The organism is Helicobacter sp. MIT 05-5293, assembly GCF_000765665.2.
In the GTDB taxonomy this organism is placed as follows: domain Bacteria; phylum Campylobacterota; class Campylobacteria; order Campylobacterales; family Helicobacteraceae; genus Helicobacter_C.
In genome coordinates this window covers 588,610-604,856 of the sequence record NZ_JROZ02000001.1, presented here as the reverse complement: position 1 = coordinate 604,856, position 16,247 = coordinate 588,610, and the positions used below count along the sequence as shown (strand labels likewise).

13 protein-coding genes, 2 tRNA genes and 3 rRNA genes are annotated in these 16,247 nt (G+C 39.6%); 13 read left to right on the top strand and 5 right to left on the bottom strand.

All coding sequences use genetic code 11. The features are described 5' to 3' along the window. Positions 1 to 151 precede the first annotated feature (151 nt). The 8 genes from LS68_RS03090 to LS68_RS03055 all read left to right on the top strand — a co-directional run bounded on the left by LS68_RS03090 (position 152) and on the right by LS68_RS03055 (position 6,194). The gene (locus LS68_RS03090) at positions 152 to 1,165 is read left to right on the top strand and encodes a glycosyltransferase (RefSeq protein WP_034370073.1); all 1,014 of its coding nucleotides are present in this window, start codon (positions 152 to 154) and stop codon (positions 1,163 to 1,165) included. After that, positions 1,162 to 2,256, top strand: coding sequence for a glycosyltransferase family A protein (locus tag LS68_RS03085; RefSeq protein WP_034370070.1), 1,095 nt, complete (start codon positions 1,162 to 1,164; stop codon positions 2,254 to 2,256). Before LS68_RS03090 ends, LS68_RS03085 begins: the two co-directional genes overlap by 4 nt. Positions 2,257 to 2,276: 20 nt before the next feature. Continuing rightward, complete coding sequence (locus LS68_RS03080) at positions 2,277 to 2,840, top strand: hypothetical protein (RefSeq protein WP_052100201.1); 564 nt, start codon at positions 2,277 to 2,279, stop codon at positions 2,838 to 2,840. 28 nt (positions 2,841 to 2,868) lie between these two features. Next, the gene (locus LS68_RS03075) at positions 2,869 to 3,243 is read left to right on the top strand and encodes a hypothetical protein (protein WP_052100199.1); all 375 of its coding nucleotides are present in this window, start codon (positions 2,869 to 2,871) and stop codon (positions 3,241 to 3,243) included. Next, a complete protein-coding gene (locus tag LS68_RS03070) occupies positions 3,240 to 4,325 on the top strand; it encodes a DegT/DnrJ/EryC1/StrS family aminotransferase (protein ID WP_138090894.1) in 1,086 nt (361 codons plus the stop codon). The genes LS68_RS03075 and LS68_RS03070 overlap by 4 nt, the downstream gene beginning before the upstream one ends. A 65-nt stretch (positions 4,326 to 4,390) precedes the next feature. Beyond that, positions 4,391 to 4,603 (top strand): hypothetical protein, encoded by a 213-nt coding sequence (locus LS68_RS03065; RefSeq protein ID WP_138090892.1) that lies wholly within the window; start codon positions 4,391 to 4,393, stop codon positions 4,601 to 4,603. Continuing rightward, positions 4,548 to 5,561 carry an FkbM family methyltransferase gene (locus LS68_RS03060; RefSeq protein WP_138090889.1) on the top strand — a complete coding sequence of 338 codons (1,014 nt, stop codon included), beginning with the start codon at positions 4,548 to 4,550 and terminating at the stop codon, positions 5,559 to 5,561. Before LS68_RS03065 ends, LS68_RS03060 begins: the two co-directional genes overlap by 56 nt. 144 nt (positions 5,562 to 5,705) lie before the next feature. Then, positions 5,706 to 6,194: a hypothetical protein gene (locus LS68_RS03055; RefSeq protein WP_034369698.1), complete on the top strand. Its 489-nt coding sequence runs from the start codon at positions 5,706 to 5,708 to the stop codon at positions 6,192 to 6,194. 319 nt (positions 6,195 to 6,513) lie between these two features. Here LS68_RS03055 and rrf read toward each other — a convergent pair. The 5 genes from rrf to LS68_RS03030 form a co-directional block, all read right to left on the bottom strand. Further along, positions 6,514 to 6,629 (bottom strand): 5S ribosomal RNA (rrf, locus tag LS68_RS03050). 214 nt (positions 6,630 to 6,843) lie between these two features. Continuing rightward, positions 6,844 to 9,725: ribosomal RNA gene (locus LS68_RS03045) — 23S ribosomal RNA — on the bottom strand. Positions 9,726 to 10,133: 408 nt separating this feature from the next. Continuing rightward, a tRNA-Ala gene (locus LS68_RS03040) sits at positions 10,134 to 10,209 on the bottom strand. Positions 10,210 to 10,220: 11 nt separating this feature from the next. Further along, positions 10,221 to 10,297 (bottom strand) — tRNA-Ile (locus tag LS68_RS03035). A 131-nt stretch (positions 10,298 to 10,428) separates the two neighbouring features. Further along, a 16S ribosomal RNA gene (locus LS68_RS03030) occupies positions 10,429 to 11,922 on the bottom strand. The 16S, 23S and 5S rRNA genes sit together here with 2 tRNA genes alongside, the layout of an rRNA operon. Positions 11,923 to 12,833: 911 nt before the next feature. On the opposite strand from LS68_RS03030, the gene panD reads away from it, so the two are divergent. Genes panD through surE form a run of 5 tightly spaced genes read left to right on the top strand, consistent with a single transcriptional unit; the run spans position 12,834 to position 16,246 of the window. Beyond that, positions 12,834 to 13,196, top strand: coding sequence for an aspartate 1-decarboxylase (panD, locus tag LS68_RS03025; RefSeq protein WP_034371680.1), 363 nt, complete (start codon positions 12,834 to 12,836; stop codon positions 13,194 to 13,196). 2 nt (positions 13,197 to 13,198) lie between these two features. Continuing rightward, the gene (locus tag LS68_RS03020; RefSeq protein WP_034371682.1) at positions 13,199 to 13,513 is read left to right on the top strand and encodes a YbaB/EbfC family nucleoid-associated protein; all 315 of its coding nucleotides are present in this window, start codon (positions 13,199 to 13,201) and stop codon (positions 13,511 to 13,513) included. Beyond that, positions 13,506 to 14,558, top strand: a complete 1,053-nt coding sequence (locus LS68_RS03015) for a PDZ domain-containing protein (protein ID WP_138090886.1) — start codon at positions 13,506 to 13,508, stop codon at positions 14,556 to 14,558. Before LS68_RS03020 ends, LS68_RS03015 begins: the two co-directional genes overlap by 8 nt. A 9-nt stretch (positions 14,559 to 14,567) precedes the next feature. After that, entirely contained in the window at positions 14,568 to 15,449 is an 882-nt protein-coding gene (locus LS68_RS03010; RefSeq protein WP_034371690.1) for a polyprenyl synthetase family protein, read from the top strand. After that, positions 15,446 to 16,246: a 5'/3'-nucleotidase SurE gene (gene surE, locus LS68_RS03005; RefSeq protein ID WP_034371693.1), complete on the top strand. Its 801-nt coding sequence runs from the start codon at positions 15,446 to 15,448 to the stop codon at positions 16,244 to 16,246. The genes LS68_RS03010 and surE overlap by 4 nt, the downstream gene beginning before the upstream one ends. The last annotated feature ends 1 nt before the right edge of the window (position 16,247 follow it).

Below are 16,247 nucleotides of genomic sequence, written 5' to 3'. Positions count from 1 at the left end.
ATGTTCTTCTCTTAAATTTTGTTATCAAAAAATAGCATTGATTATATCTAAAAAATTATTAAAGATTCTGCAAAATTAAAATCACTTAATATCAATTACACTCATTTGAATCTTAATAAAATCTACAATTTTTTGTGTTATAATCCCGACTATGGAAAATCAAAGAAAACTCACGATTATTATGCCTACCTATAATAGAGAATCTTATATCAGAGAAGCTTTAGATTCTGTTTTGATGCAAGAGACAAATTATCCCTATGAGATTGTCATTGCCGATGATTGCTCTACAGATAATTCCCTTATCATCGCACAAGAGTATCAAACAAAACACCCCCAAATCATTAGGATTCTCCCCTCGCAAACCAACCAAAAACTCTATAAAAATATCCTAAGGGCTTATGCAGATTTGAAGACGGATTATTTTTGTGTCTTAGATCCTGATGATTTTTGGACAGACAAACACAAGATTCAAAAGGCTTTGGATTTTTTAGAATCTCATCGGGATTATACGATGTATTGTGCCAATACGCTTTTAAAAGATGAAAATAATACAATGGGGGGGGGGCAATTGTATATTGCAACTGATAAAAAGAATATGAGCTATGATTTTTCGCATTTTCTAAAAGGTAAAGGTTTTATTCTTGGACATACTTCGAGCAGTATATTTCGTAATATCTTTACGCCAACCTTTTTAGAAAAAATGGCAAACTTCGAGCCCCCAACCAAAGAAGCTTCTTTCCGTGGAGATTCTTTTAGGAATATTTGTGCTTTGCAAAAAGGCAAAGGGTATTTTCAAAATGAAGTCGATAGCGTGTATCGTCTGACTACCACAGGGATTTGGACTTCAAATAGCCCTCTCAAACAAAACATTATGAATTGTAATTTTCATAAGGATATGTGGTTATTTTTTGACAAGGCATATTCTGAACTCCTGCAAAGGGCATATATCCTTTATCATCGCTCTATTATTTCACAAACCCAAATGCTGCTTAATGAGCTAAACCTAGAGCCGATATATCAACTCCAAGAGACAAGCCAGATATTAGAATCAAGCAAATGCGACATACAAACGAGATTACTGAAAAAAGCCAAACTCAAATACAGAATCTATTTCAAACTCTATCACAAAATAGGCAAAAAACTAGCAAAAAAAGGATTATTATGACAGAAGAAAAGCCTAAATTTTCCATCCTCTCCCCGACCTTTAATCACGAAAAATATGTAAAATTTCTTATAGAATCTTGCCTAAATCAGACTTTTAGGGATTTTGAGCTTATCCTTGTCGATGACTGCTCAAGTGATAGAAATATAGAAGAGATTAAAAAATTTCAAGATTCTCGAATCAAGCTCATCAAACATGAATTCAACAAGGGTATAAACGCCACTATCAATACGGCTTTTGAAAATGCAAAGGGTGAATACATCGTCTTTATCGCGGGTGATGATATGCTAAAGCCTAATGCCTTAGAGAGACTTTATGATGTGCATCAAAAAAATCCTCAAGCCATCGCAATTTATCCTTTACTTACTATGGTAGATAATGCCAACAATGAAAAAGAGCAGGTTTTTGTTTGGTTAAATCAAAACAGAAGTCAAGAAGAAATGCTCCATCAAATCTTTATGTCGGGCAATTGCCTTACCTCGCCCGGAATGTCAATGAGTAGAGAAAAATTTGCTAAGATTCTCTATCCTCTTGATAATGCAATGTGCGTCCATCAAGACACACAGATGCACACGAAGATTCTAGCAGCTGGAGATATTTTTGTCCTTCAAGAAGCGTTGATTTGGTATCGCTTTGATGAAAATGCGACAAATATCAGCTTCCCTACTCCTGTCTTTTTTACAAGAGTTCAGCTAGAAGTTAGTGCATTATTAGATACTTTTTTGAATATCACAGATACAGAGCTACTCAAAAAAATCTTTGCTGAAGAAATACAAAAAAGTGGTGTAGAGCCTAAGGAGGGATTGATTCCCTTTTTCTTAGGAAGAATGGCTCTTTATTCACAAGATTGGGATAGACAATCGTGGGGATACAGGCAGATTATGCACTCTTACAACACACCACAAAAAGCGCAAAAGCTCCACGATACTTATAATTTTGTCTTTAAGGACTATTTACAATTAGCTTTATTGTGCGTTCATAATGATAAAACACGCGCTAAATACAAGAAATACAAAAAGCTATTTAATATTACTCTTGGTATTTGTGTCGTATCATTAATCTCCACAATCAGTCTTGCTATTTATGCTTTATAGAAATATATGGAGAATCTACAATGAAAGATAACGCTGTGATCATTTATCCCGATGGAGGAATCGGCAGTCAAATTGCTTTTTTCACGCTGGGATTGGCGTTTGAAGAAAAAGGCTATGAAGTCAAATATGACTTAAGCTGGTTTGAAAAACATGGCACAGGATTCTACAATGCCGACAATGGCTATAATGATGCCTACGATATTACTTGGGATATTCCCAAAGCTTTTCCCGATCTCCCCTATAAAGTTGCCACTAAAGAAGAATCGCGAAGATACCGAGAAAATTACTTTATTGATGATGATAATGTCATTGATAAAACTCCGCCTTTATACATTGGTGGATACAAGGGGAGGCATCACACTTATAGATTCCGCGAGGTATTAAAAAAGCACTTCACCCCCACGGGACTAGGACAAAAAGCAAAGATGATTTTAGATGAAATCAAAAATAACAATAGTTGCGTGATTCATATCCGCAGGGGCGATTTGAGTAATGAGCATATTGCTTATGGAATCCCACCTCAAATACAATACTTCACACAGTCAATCAAACTTATAGAATCCATTAACGGGGGGGGGGGATAATCTGAAATTTTATCTCTTTAGTGATGATATGGATTGGGTGCGAAAATATTTAGTGCCGCAGATGATGGATAAAGATTTTACAATATGCGACTTTCACAAACCTAGTGAGGGGTATTTGGATTTGTATCTTATGACTTATGCAAAAAATATCATTGGATCGCAAGGCTCTATGGGAATGAAGGGAAAACTCTTGTCTTTTTATAATCCTTGGTGGATTCTCTCTCGCTATAATCCTTTGATGTTTAAATTCGATAATGCGATCCTATTTAGCTGTGGGAATGAAATCCGCACTGCTCCTCCTCCAAAAGAAACACCAAACAAAGTAAATTTACGATATAAAATCTATTTATCTTGCTATAATTACCTAAGAAAAAAATTACTCAAAAAAGGACTTGCCCAATGATCCCTTTCCTTGATTTAAAAAAAATCAATCAACGATTCGATAAAGAGTTTGAAAATGCTATCAAAGCAGTATTTGAAAGCGGTTGGTATGTCATGGGTGAGCAAGGCAAGGCATTTGAGCGCGAATTTGCGGCTTATTGCGGCACCAAATACGCTGTAGGCTGTGCTAATGGTTTGGACGCATTAAGGCTGATTATCAAAGCTTATGGTTTTGGTGCAGGTGATGAAATCATCGCGCCAGCAAATACTTATATCGCAAGTATTTTAGCGATTACTGATAATGGTTGCACGCCGGTGCTTGTCGAACCTAATTTAGAGACTTATAATATTGATGTCGAAAAGATAGAATCTCATATCACCCCCAAAACTAAGGCGATTATGGTCGTACATTTGTATGGTAGAGCGGTAGAAATGCACAAAGTTTGGGAGCTTGCGCAAAAATATCAGCTCAAAGTTATTGAAGATAGCGCACAAGCACATGGTGCGATATATCAAGACAAAAGAGCAGGGAATCTAGGCGATGCGAGCGGATTCTCATTTTATCCGGGAAAGAATCTTGGAGCTTTAGGTGATGCAGGCTGTGTAACGACCAATGATGAAAATTTAGCCCATAAGATTCGTGCTTTGGCAAACTATGGCTCACACAAAAAATACGAAAATATCTATGCGGGATTAAATTCACGACTTGATGAGATTCAAGCTGCAATCTTACGCATCAAGCTAAAAGCCCTTGATGCAGATAACCAAAGACGCAAAGAAATCGCAAAATACTATACTCAACACATCACAAATCCACGAATCACACTCCCACATATTGACGATGAAAAAGGCAATGTGTGGCATATTTTCCCTATTCTTACCAAAAATCGCACAAAGCTCCAAGAGTTTTTAAGCCAACATCAAATCCAAACACTCATACACTACCCTATCCCGCCACACAAGCAAGAATGCTATCCTATGTATCATCATTTTTCTTTGCCTATCACAGAGAGAATCCACGAGGAAATCCTCTCTTTACCAATGAGTCCTGTCATGAGTGATAAAGAAGTGCAAGAGGTTATCAAGATTCTAAATGCCTTTTAAGATATTGACATTAACCTAAGAGTGGTAAAGTGCTAGTTATTCAATCAAAATCGAAAGGACAGCTTATGCCATCTCTAAAAACATCACTTAAAAAATGCTTAGGAACAGCTCTCATCGAAGATAAAACTCCCTCTAGCACCAAATACACTTTAAAGATTCTACACATTCCTCTTTTTTCAAAAATCATTGCATCACTACCTGCATCTTCAGATTATTTTAGCTATGAAGGCACATATACGGGGGGGGGGGATAAGAAAAGAATACAGAATCTTCAATAAAACCTTTCTAAGGAAAACGACCAAAACTCGACAAACTCTTCCCTGCCTATTTGGTAGCGTATTCAAATTTGGAGAATATTTTGCAAACACCGACCAAGAAAAATTATTTCACGACATTCAAAAACTTGTCTCAAATCTTGATCCTCAAAGCACTGAATGCGTTTATCAAATCATTTCTCGCGAAAGAGAATCATACGAAAATGGACATAATGCAATCTTTAATCTTACGCAAGAAGAACTTGACACACTAAAAAATCTCCAAATAGACTTTATTCCCCATATCACACAACTTACTGATGATATTTATCAATACAAAGGCTACTTTCTCCCTATCAAACAATTTGAAGCAATATTCTACTACAAGCATAGTCTTGAAATATTTGACCCCAAAACACTTGAAAAAATCAAAACAAAAGACATTATCGATGTGGGTGGTTTTATCGGTGATAGTGCAATTATTTTTCAAGAATTTACATACAAAAATATTCATACTTTTGAGGCAACAGCGACAAACTTTAAACATCTCTTAAAAACCTTAGAGCTTAATCACACAAAATCCATTATTCCTGTCCAAAAGGCTTTAGGCTCTACCCATTCAACAATGACAATCCACCTTTATGGAGGCGGATCTAGCCTTATATCTCAAAGAAATGCAACGCAAACAGAAGAAGTGGAAATTATCACTTTAGATTCTTATATAAAAGAGCATAATCTTGAAGTAGGTTTTATTAAAGTCGATATTGAAGGCTTTGAGCTAGAGTTTTTAAAGGGTGCGGAAAAGACGATTAAAGAGCAAAAACCCGCAATGCTTATTAGCATTTATCATAATCCCGAGCATTTTTTGTATATCAAGCCAATGATCGAATCATGGAATCTCGGCTATCAATTTAAAATTTATAAGCCTATTGATGAATACATCAGTCGGGAGTGCGCACTTTTTTGCGAGGTGTTAGATTAGCCTTGCACGGCTAACCAAAGAGACTAAGTCCTTTATTTGCTTCAAAGGCTAATTGTATATAATAAAGTATTGATTCAGAGAGTAGAAAGACATTTAGACAAAATATGATGTAAAATATGTCTGATTTTAGGTAAGGATTTGGTAATGAGTGAGAATGCAGACAAAATAAATGAAGAGCAAATCAGCATCTGTCCGAGTTGTCTCCAAAGCCTAATTATACTTGTCCTAAGTGTGGCTTTTGTCGTTGGGAGCATTTGGCTTTTTTTCAACAAGGCTCAAACAAATTTTGATCGCATATTGCTTGGAATCTGTGTATTAGGATCTACCACAGCTCTATTAATCAGTCTTTATATTATGATACTTTGTTTATTACATAAACCCATATTGAGAATCTACAAAGATCGCGTAGAAAGTCGTTATTGCTTCAGACATTGGGTGGTATATCCCTTTGAGGAAATCGAAATCTTCACTATAATGAAAATTTCAGGTGTGAAGATTATCAATGTCCATTTTCTCGATGGTAGATTCCCAAAGACATTGAATAGTAGCTTGATTTGCGACCAAATAGACATTTGCGATTTACTCAACAAACGGCTTGAACTCTTCGACAAACAAATGTTAAGCATTGAGTAAAATGAATGATATTCTACAGACTCTTATTTGTATAGTTACCCATTAAGTCTTAAGGTTAATATAAATACTTTTATCTCATCATTCAAAATACCAATCAACCCTCATTAATTAAACTATTGCATTGATTGTAGATTCTCTATTTAGCATATCTCTTTAGAATCTTACCATCATACATACAAGAATACGAGTATGGTTAATATCATTGGAACAATGCTAAAATGTATAGTTACATTAAAGCCCTAAAAGAAGCATAAAATAATTATTAGATTCAATTAAACATTGAAAGAATACCAGAAAGACTTAAGAGGAATTTCCCCTATCCCTGCATCGACCTACATTCCCACACTTGAAAAGTGCAGTATCATCGGCGAAGAGAAGCTTAACTGCCAGGTTCGGAATGGAGCTGGGTGTTGCCTTCTCTCTATAGACACAAGAAAAAGGGAAATAAAAGCAATTTTTATACATTTATCTATTTTTATAAACAAGTATTTGCTCTTATTTCCATTTTTCATAAAATGTCATGATCATTGTGTTAAAAGCCTTGTAAAGTAGTAAAACCACAATCACTGCAGATATTTTATCTTTCTCTTGATACAGATACTCTTAATAAAGAATTTTATCCATACACTCAATAAGGCAGTAATCCTTAAAAAATAAGCCAAACGGTCTATTAGTAGTAGTCAGCTAAACACATTACTATGCTTACACATCTACCCTATCAAGCAGCTAGTCTTGCTGCGACCTTCGGGGATTGTTCATCTTGGAGTTGGCTTCCCGCTTAGATGCTTTCAGCGGTTATCACATCCATGCGTAGCTACCCAGCGATGCTCTTGGCAGAACAACTGGTACACCAGTGGCATGTCCATCCCGGTCCTCTCGTACTAGGGACAGCTCTCCTCAACAATCCTACGCCCACGGCAGATAGGGACCGAACTGTCTCACGACGTTCTGAACCCAGCTCGCGTACCGCTTTAAATGGCGAACAGCCATACCCTTGGGACCTGCTCCAGCCCCAGGATGCGATGAGCCGACATCGAGGTGCCAAACCTCCCCGTCGATGTGAGCTCTTGGGGGAGATCAGCCTGTTATCCCCGGGGTACCTTTTATCCTTTGAGCGATGACCCTTCCACACAGAATCACCGGATCACTATGACCGACTTTCGTCTCTGCTTGACTTGTTTGTCTTGCAGTCAGGCTGGCTTATGCCATTACACTCTACAGATGATTTCCAACCATCTTGAGCCAACCTTTGTAAGCCTCCGTTACTTTTTAGGAGGCGACCGCCCCAGTCAAACTACCCACCAGGCATTGTCCTGCTCGAGGATAACTCGAGCCAGTTAGCAGACAGAAACATTAAGGGTGGTATCTCAACGATGGCTCCATCTCCACCGGAGTGAAGATTTCAAAGCCTCCCACCTATCCTGCGCATAATGTTCCCATCGGCAGTGCCAAGCTGTAGTAAAGGTCCACGGGGTCTTTCCGTCTTGCCGCGGGTAGGAGGAATTTTCACCTCCACTACAATTTCACTGAATCCCTGGTTGAGACAGCTCCCATCTCGTTACGCCATTCATGCAGGTCGGTATTTAACCGACAAGGAATTTCGCTACCTTAGGACCGTTATAGTTACGGCCGCCGTTTACTCGGGCTTCAATTCAAAGCTTCGTATTGCTACTAACTTATCCTCTTAACCTTCGAGCACCGGGCAGGCGTCACACCTTATACTTCCTCTTACGAGTTTGCAAAGTGCTGTGTTTTTGGTAAACAGTCGGGAGGGACTCTTTGCTGAGACCTACTTGCGTAGGCACACCTTATCGCGAACTTACGGTGCTAGTTTGCAGAGTTCCTTAACCAGAGTTCTTTCACGCGCCTTAGAATACTCATCTCATCTACCTGTGTCGGTTTGCGGTACGGGCAATGCAAGCTAAACTTAGAAACTTTTCTTGGCACGACGGCATCAATGGTACTCCAATTGAGCCGAAGCTCGCTTGAAGCTATTGGAGTTTCGAATACAGAGGCGGATTTGCCAATCCTCCAATCTACACTCTTAAATTAGCACTTCCATCCGCTAACACCATTTAGCCCTATGCGTCCTTCCATCGCACACTTGCATTGGTATGGGAATATTAACCCATTTTCCATCGACTACCCCTTTCGGACTTGTCTTAGGACCCGACTAACCCTACGATGACGAGCATCGCGTAGGAAACCTTAGATTTTCGGCGAAGTGGATTCTCACCACTTTTATCGCTACTCATTCCTGCATGCTCACTTCGCATCGCTCCAGCACTCCTTACCGGTATACCTTCAACGCAATACGAACGCTCTTCTACCACTGTGCATCAGCACAATCTACAACTTCGGTGTCTATCTTAGCCCCGTTATATTTTCTGCGCAGAATCACTAGACCAGTGAGCTGTTACGCTTTCTTTAAAGGATGGCTGCTTCTAAGCCAACCTCCTGGTTGTCTGAGTAACTCCACATCATTTTCCACTTAGAATAGAACTTTGGGACCTTAGTTGGTAGTCTGGGTTGTTTCCCTCTTGACGATTGATTTTATCACCCACCGCCTGACTCCCAAGATACGGTCATAGGTATTCGCAGTTTGACAGGGGTTGGTACCGCGGTGAGCAGCCCTAGCCCAATCAGAGCTCTACCCCCTATGACTATCACTTGAGGCTATACCTAAATATATTTCGAAGAGAACCAGCTATCACGAAGTTTGTTTGGCCTTTCACCCCTATCCACAGCTCATCCCAGCCCGTTTCAATGGGCACGAGTTCAGTCCTCCGGTGGGTGTTACCCCACTTTCAACTTGGCCATGGATAGATCACTTCGCTTCGGGTCTGCAGCATCTGACTTAACGCCCTTTCAGACTCGCTTTCGCTACGGCTTCGCATGTGCTTAACCTTGCCAGATACCACAACTCGCAGGATCATTATGCAAAAGGCAGTCCATCACCCTTGTAAACAATAGGGCTCTGAATGATTGTAGGCAGATGGTTTCAGGTTCTATTTCACTCCGCTCACTGCGGTTCTTTTCACCTTTCCCTCACGGTACTTGTTCGCTATCGGTGTGATAGTAGTATTTAGGGTTGGAGAGTGGTCTCCCCTGCTTCAGTCCGGATTTCACGTGTCCTGACCTACTCTGGATACTGCTACCTATAAATAATGTTTCGCATACGGGACTATCACCCTCTGTGATGTATCTTTCCAAATACTTCTGCTTCATTATTCAAGTGGATATTGCAGTCCACAACCCCAGTAGCAAGCTACTGGTTTGCCCTGTTCCCCGTTCGCTCGCCGCTACTTAGGGAATCTCATTTGATTTCTTTTCCTCTAGCTACTGAGATGTTTCACTTCGCTAGGTTCGCTCCATTAAAGGTAATGCGCATTGCTACGCATTGGGTTGCCCCATTCGGAAATCTACGGATCAAAGCTTCTTGACAGCTCCCCGTAGCTTATCGCAGTCTAGTACGTCCTTCATCGCCTCTATCACCCAAGGCATCCACCATCTGCCCTTAAAAGCTTATTTCTTCTAAGGTTACTGCCTTATTGAATGTATGATTACAAACAATAAAACACTATCGCGTAATTGTAGTTAATTACTATTTTTGTAGGCTATTAACAATAAATTTTCAAATAACATTTAGACATAAAGTCTAATGTAAATCTTTCTGTATCGATAAAATTTACATTAAACTTAATGCTGTGTGCGTATTCTTCAATACTAAAGCTTATATTATTTATCCTCTAAATACTACTTCTTCTTTGCATATACAGACTTTTATTTTCAAATCAACGAATCTCAATATGAAAAAAGAAAAAGATTCTGCCTAAACACTGCTTTCAGAATCAAGACATCATATCACTTTAATCCTTGAATACTTTATAGAGTCTTATAAATGTAAAAACCTTCCATACAACTTCATCAACTCAAAAGTGGTGGAGAATAGCGGGATCGAACCGCTGACCTCCTGCGTGCAAAGCAGGCGCTCTCCCAGCTGAGCTAATTCCCCATTCTAAAAGATGGTGGGCTTAGGAGGACTTGAACCTCCGACCTCACCCTTATCAGGGGTGCGCTCTAACCACCTGAGCTATAAGCCCCTAAAGTCTCTTGTAATTAAGCTGCTATCTTGGGTGATCTCTGAAAACTAAGCAATTTCATTAAGTGTTTATCTCTACTCTCTATCTCTAATCTGTATCAGCATAAATGAATATACTGATAAAATCTCTAGAAAGGAGGTGATCCAACCGCAGGTTCACCTACGGTTACCTTGTTACGACTTCACCCCAGTCGCTGCATCCGCCGTGGGCGGTAGCCAGTTTGGCATTCCGACTTAAGGCGAATACAACTCCCATGGTGTGACGGGCGGTGAGTACAAGACCCGGGAACGTATTCACCGCAACATGGCTGATTTGCGATTACTAGCGATTCCAGCTTCATGTAGTCGAGTTGCAGACTACAATCCGAACTGAGAGATGTTTTAAAGATTTGCTCCACCTCGCGGTATTGCGTCTCTTTGTGCACCCCATTGTAGCACGTGTGTAGCCCTAGGCGTAAGGGCCATGATGACTTGACGTCGTCCTCACCTTCCTCCTCCTTACGAAGGCAGTCTCCTTAGAGTGCTCAGCCGAGCTGCTAGCAACTAAGGACGAGGGTTGCGCTCGTTGCGGGACTTAACCCAACATCTCACGACACGAGCTGACGACAGCCGTGCAGCACCTGTTTTCAAGCTCCCCGAAGGGCACTCCGCTATCTCTAGCAGATTCTATCAATGTCAAGCCTAGGTAAGGTTCTTCGCGTATCTTCGAATTAAACCACATGCTCCACCGCTTGTGCGGGTCCCCGTCTATTCCTTTGAGTTTTAATCTTGCGACCGTACTCCCCAGGCGGAATGCTTAATGCGTTAGCTGCATTACTGCCCTGACAAGCAGGGCAACAACTAGCATTCATCGTTTAGGGCGTGGACTACCAGGGTATCTAATCCTGTTTGCTCCCCACGCTTTCGTGCATCAGCGTCAGTGATGTTCCAGTAGGTCGCCTTCGCAATGAGTATTCCTCTTGATCTCTACGGATTTTACCCCTACACCAAGAATTCCACCTACCTCTCCCATACTCGAGAGTTGCAGTTTCAAATGCAGTTCTATGGTTAAGCCATAGCCTTTCACATCTGACTTGCAACCCCGCCTACGCACTCTTTACGCCCAGTGATTCCGAGTAACGCTTGCACCCTCCGTATTACCGCGGCTGCTGGCACGGAGTTAGCCGGTGCTTATTCGTTAGATACCGTCATTATCTTCTCTAACAAAAGGAGTTTACAATCCGAAAACCTTCATCCTCCACGCGGCGTTGCTGCTTCAGGCTTTCGCCCATTGAGCAATATTCCCTACTGCTGCCTCCCGTAGGAGTCTGGACCGTGTCTCAGTTCCAGTGTGTCCGTTCACCCTCTCAGGCCGGATACCCGTCATAGCCTTGGTAAGCCATTACCTCACCAACAAGCTGATAGGACATAGACCAATCCTTTAGCGAAATTCTTTCCCTCGTAAGGAGTATCCAGTATTAATCACCGTTTCCAGTGGCTATCCTAGACTAAAGGGCATGTTATCTATGCGTTACTCACCCGTGCGCCACTAATCCACTCTAGCAAGCTAGAGCTTCATCGTTCGACTTGCATGTATTAGGCACGCCGCCAGCGTTCACTCTGAGCCAGGATCAAACTCTCCATAAAAATGAGAAGTTTTACTTCTCTTGCTATTCTCAATATATAATTTCAAGATGAAAATCTTAGAAACTCTATCTTGATTTATAGCTTTAGTGAATTTGTCCTATCTCTTAGTGTATCTCATATATCACAAAGACTAGAGTAGATTCTGTATGACAAAGAATATCAAGTATCATTTATCATAGTTTCAGAATCTGCTCAAAGTTATATTTGAGTTGTATATTTAATATTACTAAGAAATTAAGTCTTTAAAAATTTATCAATTATGAATATCAAGTATTGATAAATCAACTTAATGTTCTTGCTTAGATGTCAAAGATCATACACCAAAATAATTAAGCATAACCCTTAAGAGTTCAATTTATACTCAAGGTTTCACCATATTACTCTGATATAAAGAACAATCCAAACTTATGCACTTCTAAAACACATTTTTAAGTATAATCTTTAACATATCATAGCTGTTTGTCCATATTTGACTTTAATGATGAAGACAAAACTATTAACTTGTCTTATCTTTAATCCTCAAGATAAGGAACAATCCCTATGTAATAATACAGATAAACCTAAAAGAGAGACTAGAAGCTCAATCGGTAAGGGAGTGAAATAATACATACTTTAAGCTTAAAGTGGGCTTAGGAGTAGAGGGAATTTAAATTATTTTTATTAATCACAAAACAATTTAAATAATATATCTTTATTTTGATCAATCAATAAACACCGCACTCCTACTAGAGAATCTACCCAATAAATTACTTCTCGAAGAAATCTCGATACACCTCAAAAAGATTAAATATTTTAAAAAGTTTTATGTTAGAATTTAAACATTAGAGATTTGTATTATAATATTATCAAAATCACAAAGACAGCTTACTAAGCTTTCATAAATTTAAGAATCTTATATTGAAGGAGTTGCAATGCAAGTAGAAATGCTATACTCAAAAATTCACCGCGCCACAGTCAGTGATGCAAATCTCAATTATGTCGGTTCAATTACCATTGAACGCTCACTTGCTCAAAGCGCAAATCTTTTGGCTGGTATGAAAGTGGAGATTCTCAATATCAATAATGGTGAGCGTTTCAGCACTTATGTCATTTATGGTGAAAAAAAAGGTGAAATTTGCCTCAATGGTGCGGCTGCTAGAAAAGCTCAAGTCGGCGATATTATTATTATTGTCGCCTATGGACTTTATCATCAAGATGAATTAGAATCCTATACACCGACTATTGTCCAAGTAGATTCTCATAATGCTATTTTATCTATTACACACGAGGTATGAAAATGTTTGATCCGAAACAATTTGGGGAAATGCTTAATAATATGCAAGATACTTTCAAAAATATGGAAAATCAAAACAAACAAACTACACTGACTGCCAAAAGTGGCGGAGGATTAGTCAGTGTCAGTTGCAATGGCAATGGCGAATTAATCGATATTAGTATTGACGATAGCCTTTTGGAGGATAAAGAATCTTTACAGATTCTACTTATGAGCGCAATCAATGATCTTTACAAGAATCTTGAGCAAAATCGTCAATCAACAGCACTTAGTATGCTAGGCAATCTCAATCTCTTCGGCGGGAGCAATAATGCTTAGATTCTCTATTTTTTGGATATTATTATGCGCTACACCTATTTTTGCATACGACTATTCTCATTGTATAAAGTATTTTAATGCTGCAAGCACACCTGTTGGCTCAAGCAACACAATAAGTATCGAACACAATAAAAAACAGATTCATATTATGTATTCTCCCTCGACTCCTAAAAATGTCAAAATCATCAAGGCTGACCCTTTTGTCGGGCTTTACTTGATAGAAGCCCCACACACAAAACAAAGCTATAATCTTCTCTCTCTTGATGCACGCACACTCACTGATAAGAATCTCGCCTTTATCTCACGCAACAAACCTCAACAAGGACATATTACCAAACGACAAAATGGTTTTGTTGATTATGCAACTTTTTCTGCTCCTGTGCAACAAAACAGCGTGCTAGGCAATATTTGTTATCAAATTTATGGTATCGGCATAGGCGGGAATCGTTTTATCGAGAAAAAATATATTGATCGCTTCCTCAATCAAAAAACTCCTTATTACGGGGATTTAGGCATTCGCTTTTTACCCAACCCCAAAAAAGCAATAGTCGATGCGGTCGATCCCTTTTTTCCTAACAATCCTTTCAGAATCCAAGATGAGATTCTCTCCGTCAATGGCACAAAAATCCAATCAAGCTACGACCTTGAATGGATAATAAGCAATCTCAAAAAAGATTCTATCGCAAAAGTTCTCATCAAACGACAAGGCAAGACATTGACCTTGCAAGCCAAAGTCGCGCAACGGCATGGAGGATTTTTACTGAATGAAACATTTTTAGAACGTTTTGGTATATATATTGATGATGAAATGGTTATACAAAAGATCAATCCCGCTACTGCTGGACGTTTTAGCATTCTTCGGGAAGGGGATAGAATCTTATGGATTAATAAACAACCCATCATCACACCTGCAACGCAAAGTGTCGCGCAACGTTTTAACCGACTAAAATTTTTGCTTAGCCAAACACCATACGATGATACTTACGATGGCAAGATGCAGTTACTCATCGTGCGTGATCAGCTTGAAATCTTCGTCAAACTTTAAGGATTTACAATGTCTCAAACATCTTCAAGGATTCAAGAAATTTTACAACAATTTGAAACATTCCTAACCGACCAAGCCCCTAATGTGCCAAGTTTTCATACGCATTATGAAACAGCTTTATGGGAGATGATGCTTAATGGTGGTAAGCGTTTTCGTCCCGCTCTGCTCTTTTGTATTGTCGATGCACTCTCTCCACATCTCATCAAAAATGCGTTTTTACCTGCCCTAAGTATTGAATGTATCCACACTTATTCACTTATCCATGATGACCTGCCTTGTATGGATAATGCCTCTTTAAGGCGAGGACACCCTACTCTGCATACCAAATATGACGAAACGCTTGCCTTGCTTATCGGTGATGGACTTAACACCCACGCTTTTACCTTACTTGCTCAATCAAAGCTTGATCCGCACACAAAAATCGCTCTCATAGAAACACTTTCTCATAATGCAGGGATTGGTGGTATGGTGCTGGGGCAAGTGCTTGACTGCGCATTTGAAGACACTAAGCTTTCCTTAGAGCAACTCAAAACAATCCACACAAACAAAACTGCCAAACTCATTGCTGCATCTCTCCAAAGTGGCGCGATTATCGCCGATACAGATTCTCAATTTCAAGAAACTCTCTATCAGTTTGGCATTCATCTAGGTGTCTTTTTTCAATTGCGTGATGATATTATTGATGTATGCTCGACAAGTGCGCAAGCAGGTAAAACAACGCACAATGACACAGATAAAAACAGCTATGTCAATCTTTTAGGATTACAAGATGCACAAAAGACTTTCCAAACTATGCGGCAAGATATTACACGTGCATTAGAATCCTTCCCTCTTGCAATCCAAACAAATCTCAACGCACTTTTACAGGATTATTTTAAGGATATTGAATGAAACCAAAGAAAAATATTTTACTGACCAATGACGATGGCTTTGAATCAAGCGGGATTCTTGCATTAAGGGACGCACTGAAAGATATTGCACAGATTCTCATTGTCGCCCCTGCAAGCGAAAAATCAGCCTGCGGACATGGGCTCACACTCACGCGACCATTGAGTTTTGTGCGCATTGATGATGATTTTTACAAGCTTGAAGATGGCACACCGAGTGATTGCGTCTATCTTGCGCTTAATGCCCTTTACAAAGGCGACTATAAGCCTGATTTAATCATTTCTGGCATCAATCTCGGCTCTAATATGGGCGAAGATATTACCTACTCTGGCACAGCAGCAGGAGCAATGGAGGGCTGCATTCAAGGTATCCCTTCTATAGCTATTTCACAGATAATGAGCGATAAAAATCGCTCCGAACACTTTGACTTTTCCCTTGCTAAGCAAAGTATTAGAATCCTTGTGCAATCAATCTTTGAGAAAGGATACCCACTCAAAGGACGAAAATTTCTCAATGTCAATATTCCCCATATCCCCACTGATGCGTGTAAAGGATTCAAAATCACACAAATGGGATACAGAATCTACGGCGATGACGCACATTTGCACCGCAACCCACGCGGGATAGAATACTATTGGCTAGGATTACACCCATTGCGTTGGCAAGAACGCATTGGTACACCTTTTGAAGGCTCGGATTTTCTTGCGACACATGACGGATATATTTCAATAACTCCCATAAAACTTGACATGACAAGCTATGAAGATTGTGCGTCTTTAGCACAATGGATTGACGCATAAG

Bases quoted from the DNA above. Each gene is read 5' to 3' on its own strand.
- LS68_RS03090 (WP_034370073.1), top strand. From the start codon at position 152: ATGGAAAATCAAAGAAAACTCACGATTATTATGCCTACCTATAATAGA.
- LS68_RS03085 (WP_034370070.1), top strand. From the start codon at position 1,162: ATGACAGAAGAAAAGCCTAAATTTTCCATCCTCTCCCCGACCTTTAAT.
- LS68_RS03080 (WP_052100201.1), top strand. From the start codon at position 2,277: ATGAAAGATAACGCTGTGATCATTTATCCCGATGGAGGAATCGGCAGT.
- LS68_RS03075 (WP_052100199.1), top strand. From the start codon at position 2,869: ATGGATTGGGTGCGAAAATATTTAGTGCCGCAGATGATGGATAAAGAT.
- LS68_RS03070 (WP_138090894.1), top strand. From the start codon at position 3,240: ATGATCCCTTTCCTTGATTTAAAAAAAATCAATCAACGATTCGATAAA.
- LS68_RS03065 (WP_138090892.1), top strand. From the start codon at position 4,391: ATGCCATCTCTAAAAACATCACTTAAAAAATGCTTAGGAACAGCTCTC.
- LS68_RS03060 (WP_138090889.1), top strand. From the start codon at position 4,548: ATGAAGGCACATATACGGGGGGGGGGGATAAGAAAAGAATACAGAATC.
- LS68_RS03055 (WP_034369698.1), top strand. From the start codon at position 5,706: ATGAGTGAGAATGCAGACAAAATAAATGAAGAGCAAATCAGCATCTGT.
- panD (WP_034371680.1), top strand. From the start codon at position 12,834: ATGCAAGTAGAAATGCTATACTCAAAAATTCACCGCGCCACAGTCAGT.
- LS68_RS03020 (WP_034371682.1), top strand. From the start codon at position 13,199: ATGTTTGATCCGAAACAATTTGGGGAAATGCTTAATAATATGCAAGAT.
- LS68_RS03015 (WP_138090886.1), top strand. From the start codon at position 13,506: ATGCTTAGATTCTCTATTTTTTGGATATTATTATGCGCTACACCTATT.
- LS68_RS03010 (WP_034371690.1), top strand. From the start codon at position 14,568: ATGTCTCAAACATCTTCAAGGATTCAAGAAATTTTACAACAATTTGAA.
- surE (WP_034371693.1), top strand. From the start codon at position 15,446: ATGAAACCAAAGAAAAATATTTTACTGACCAATGACGATGGCTTTGAA.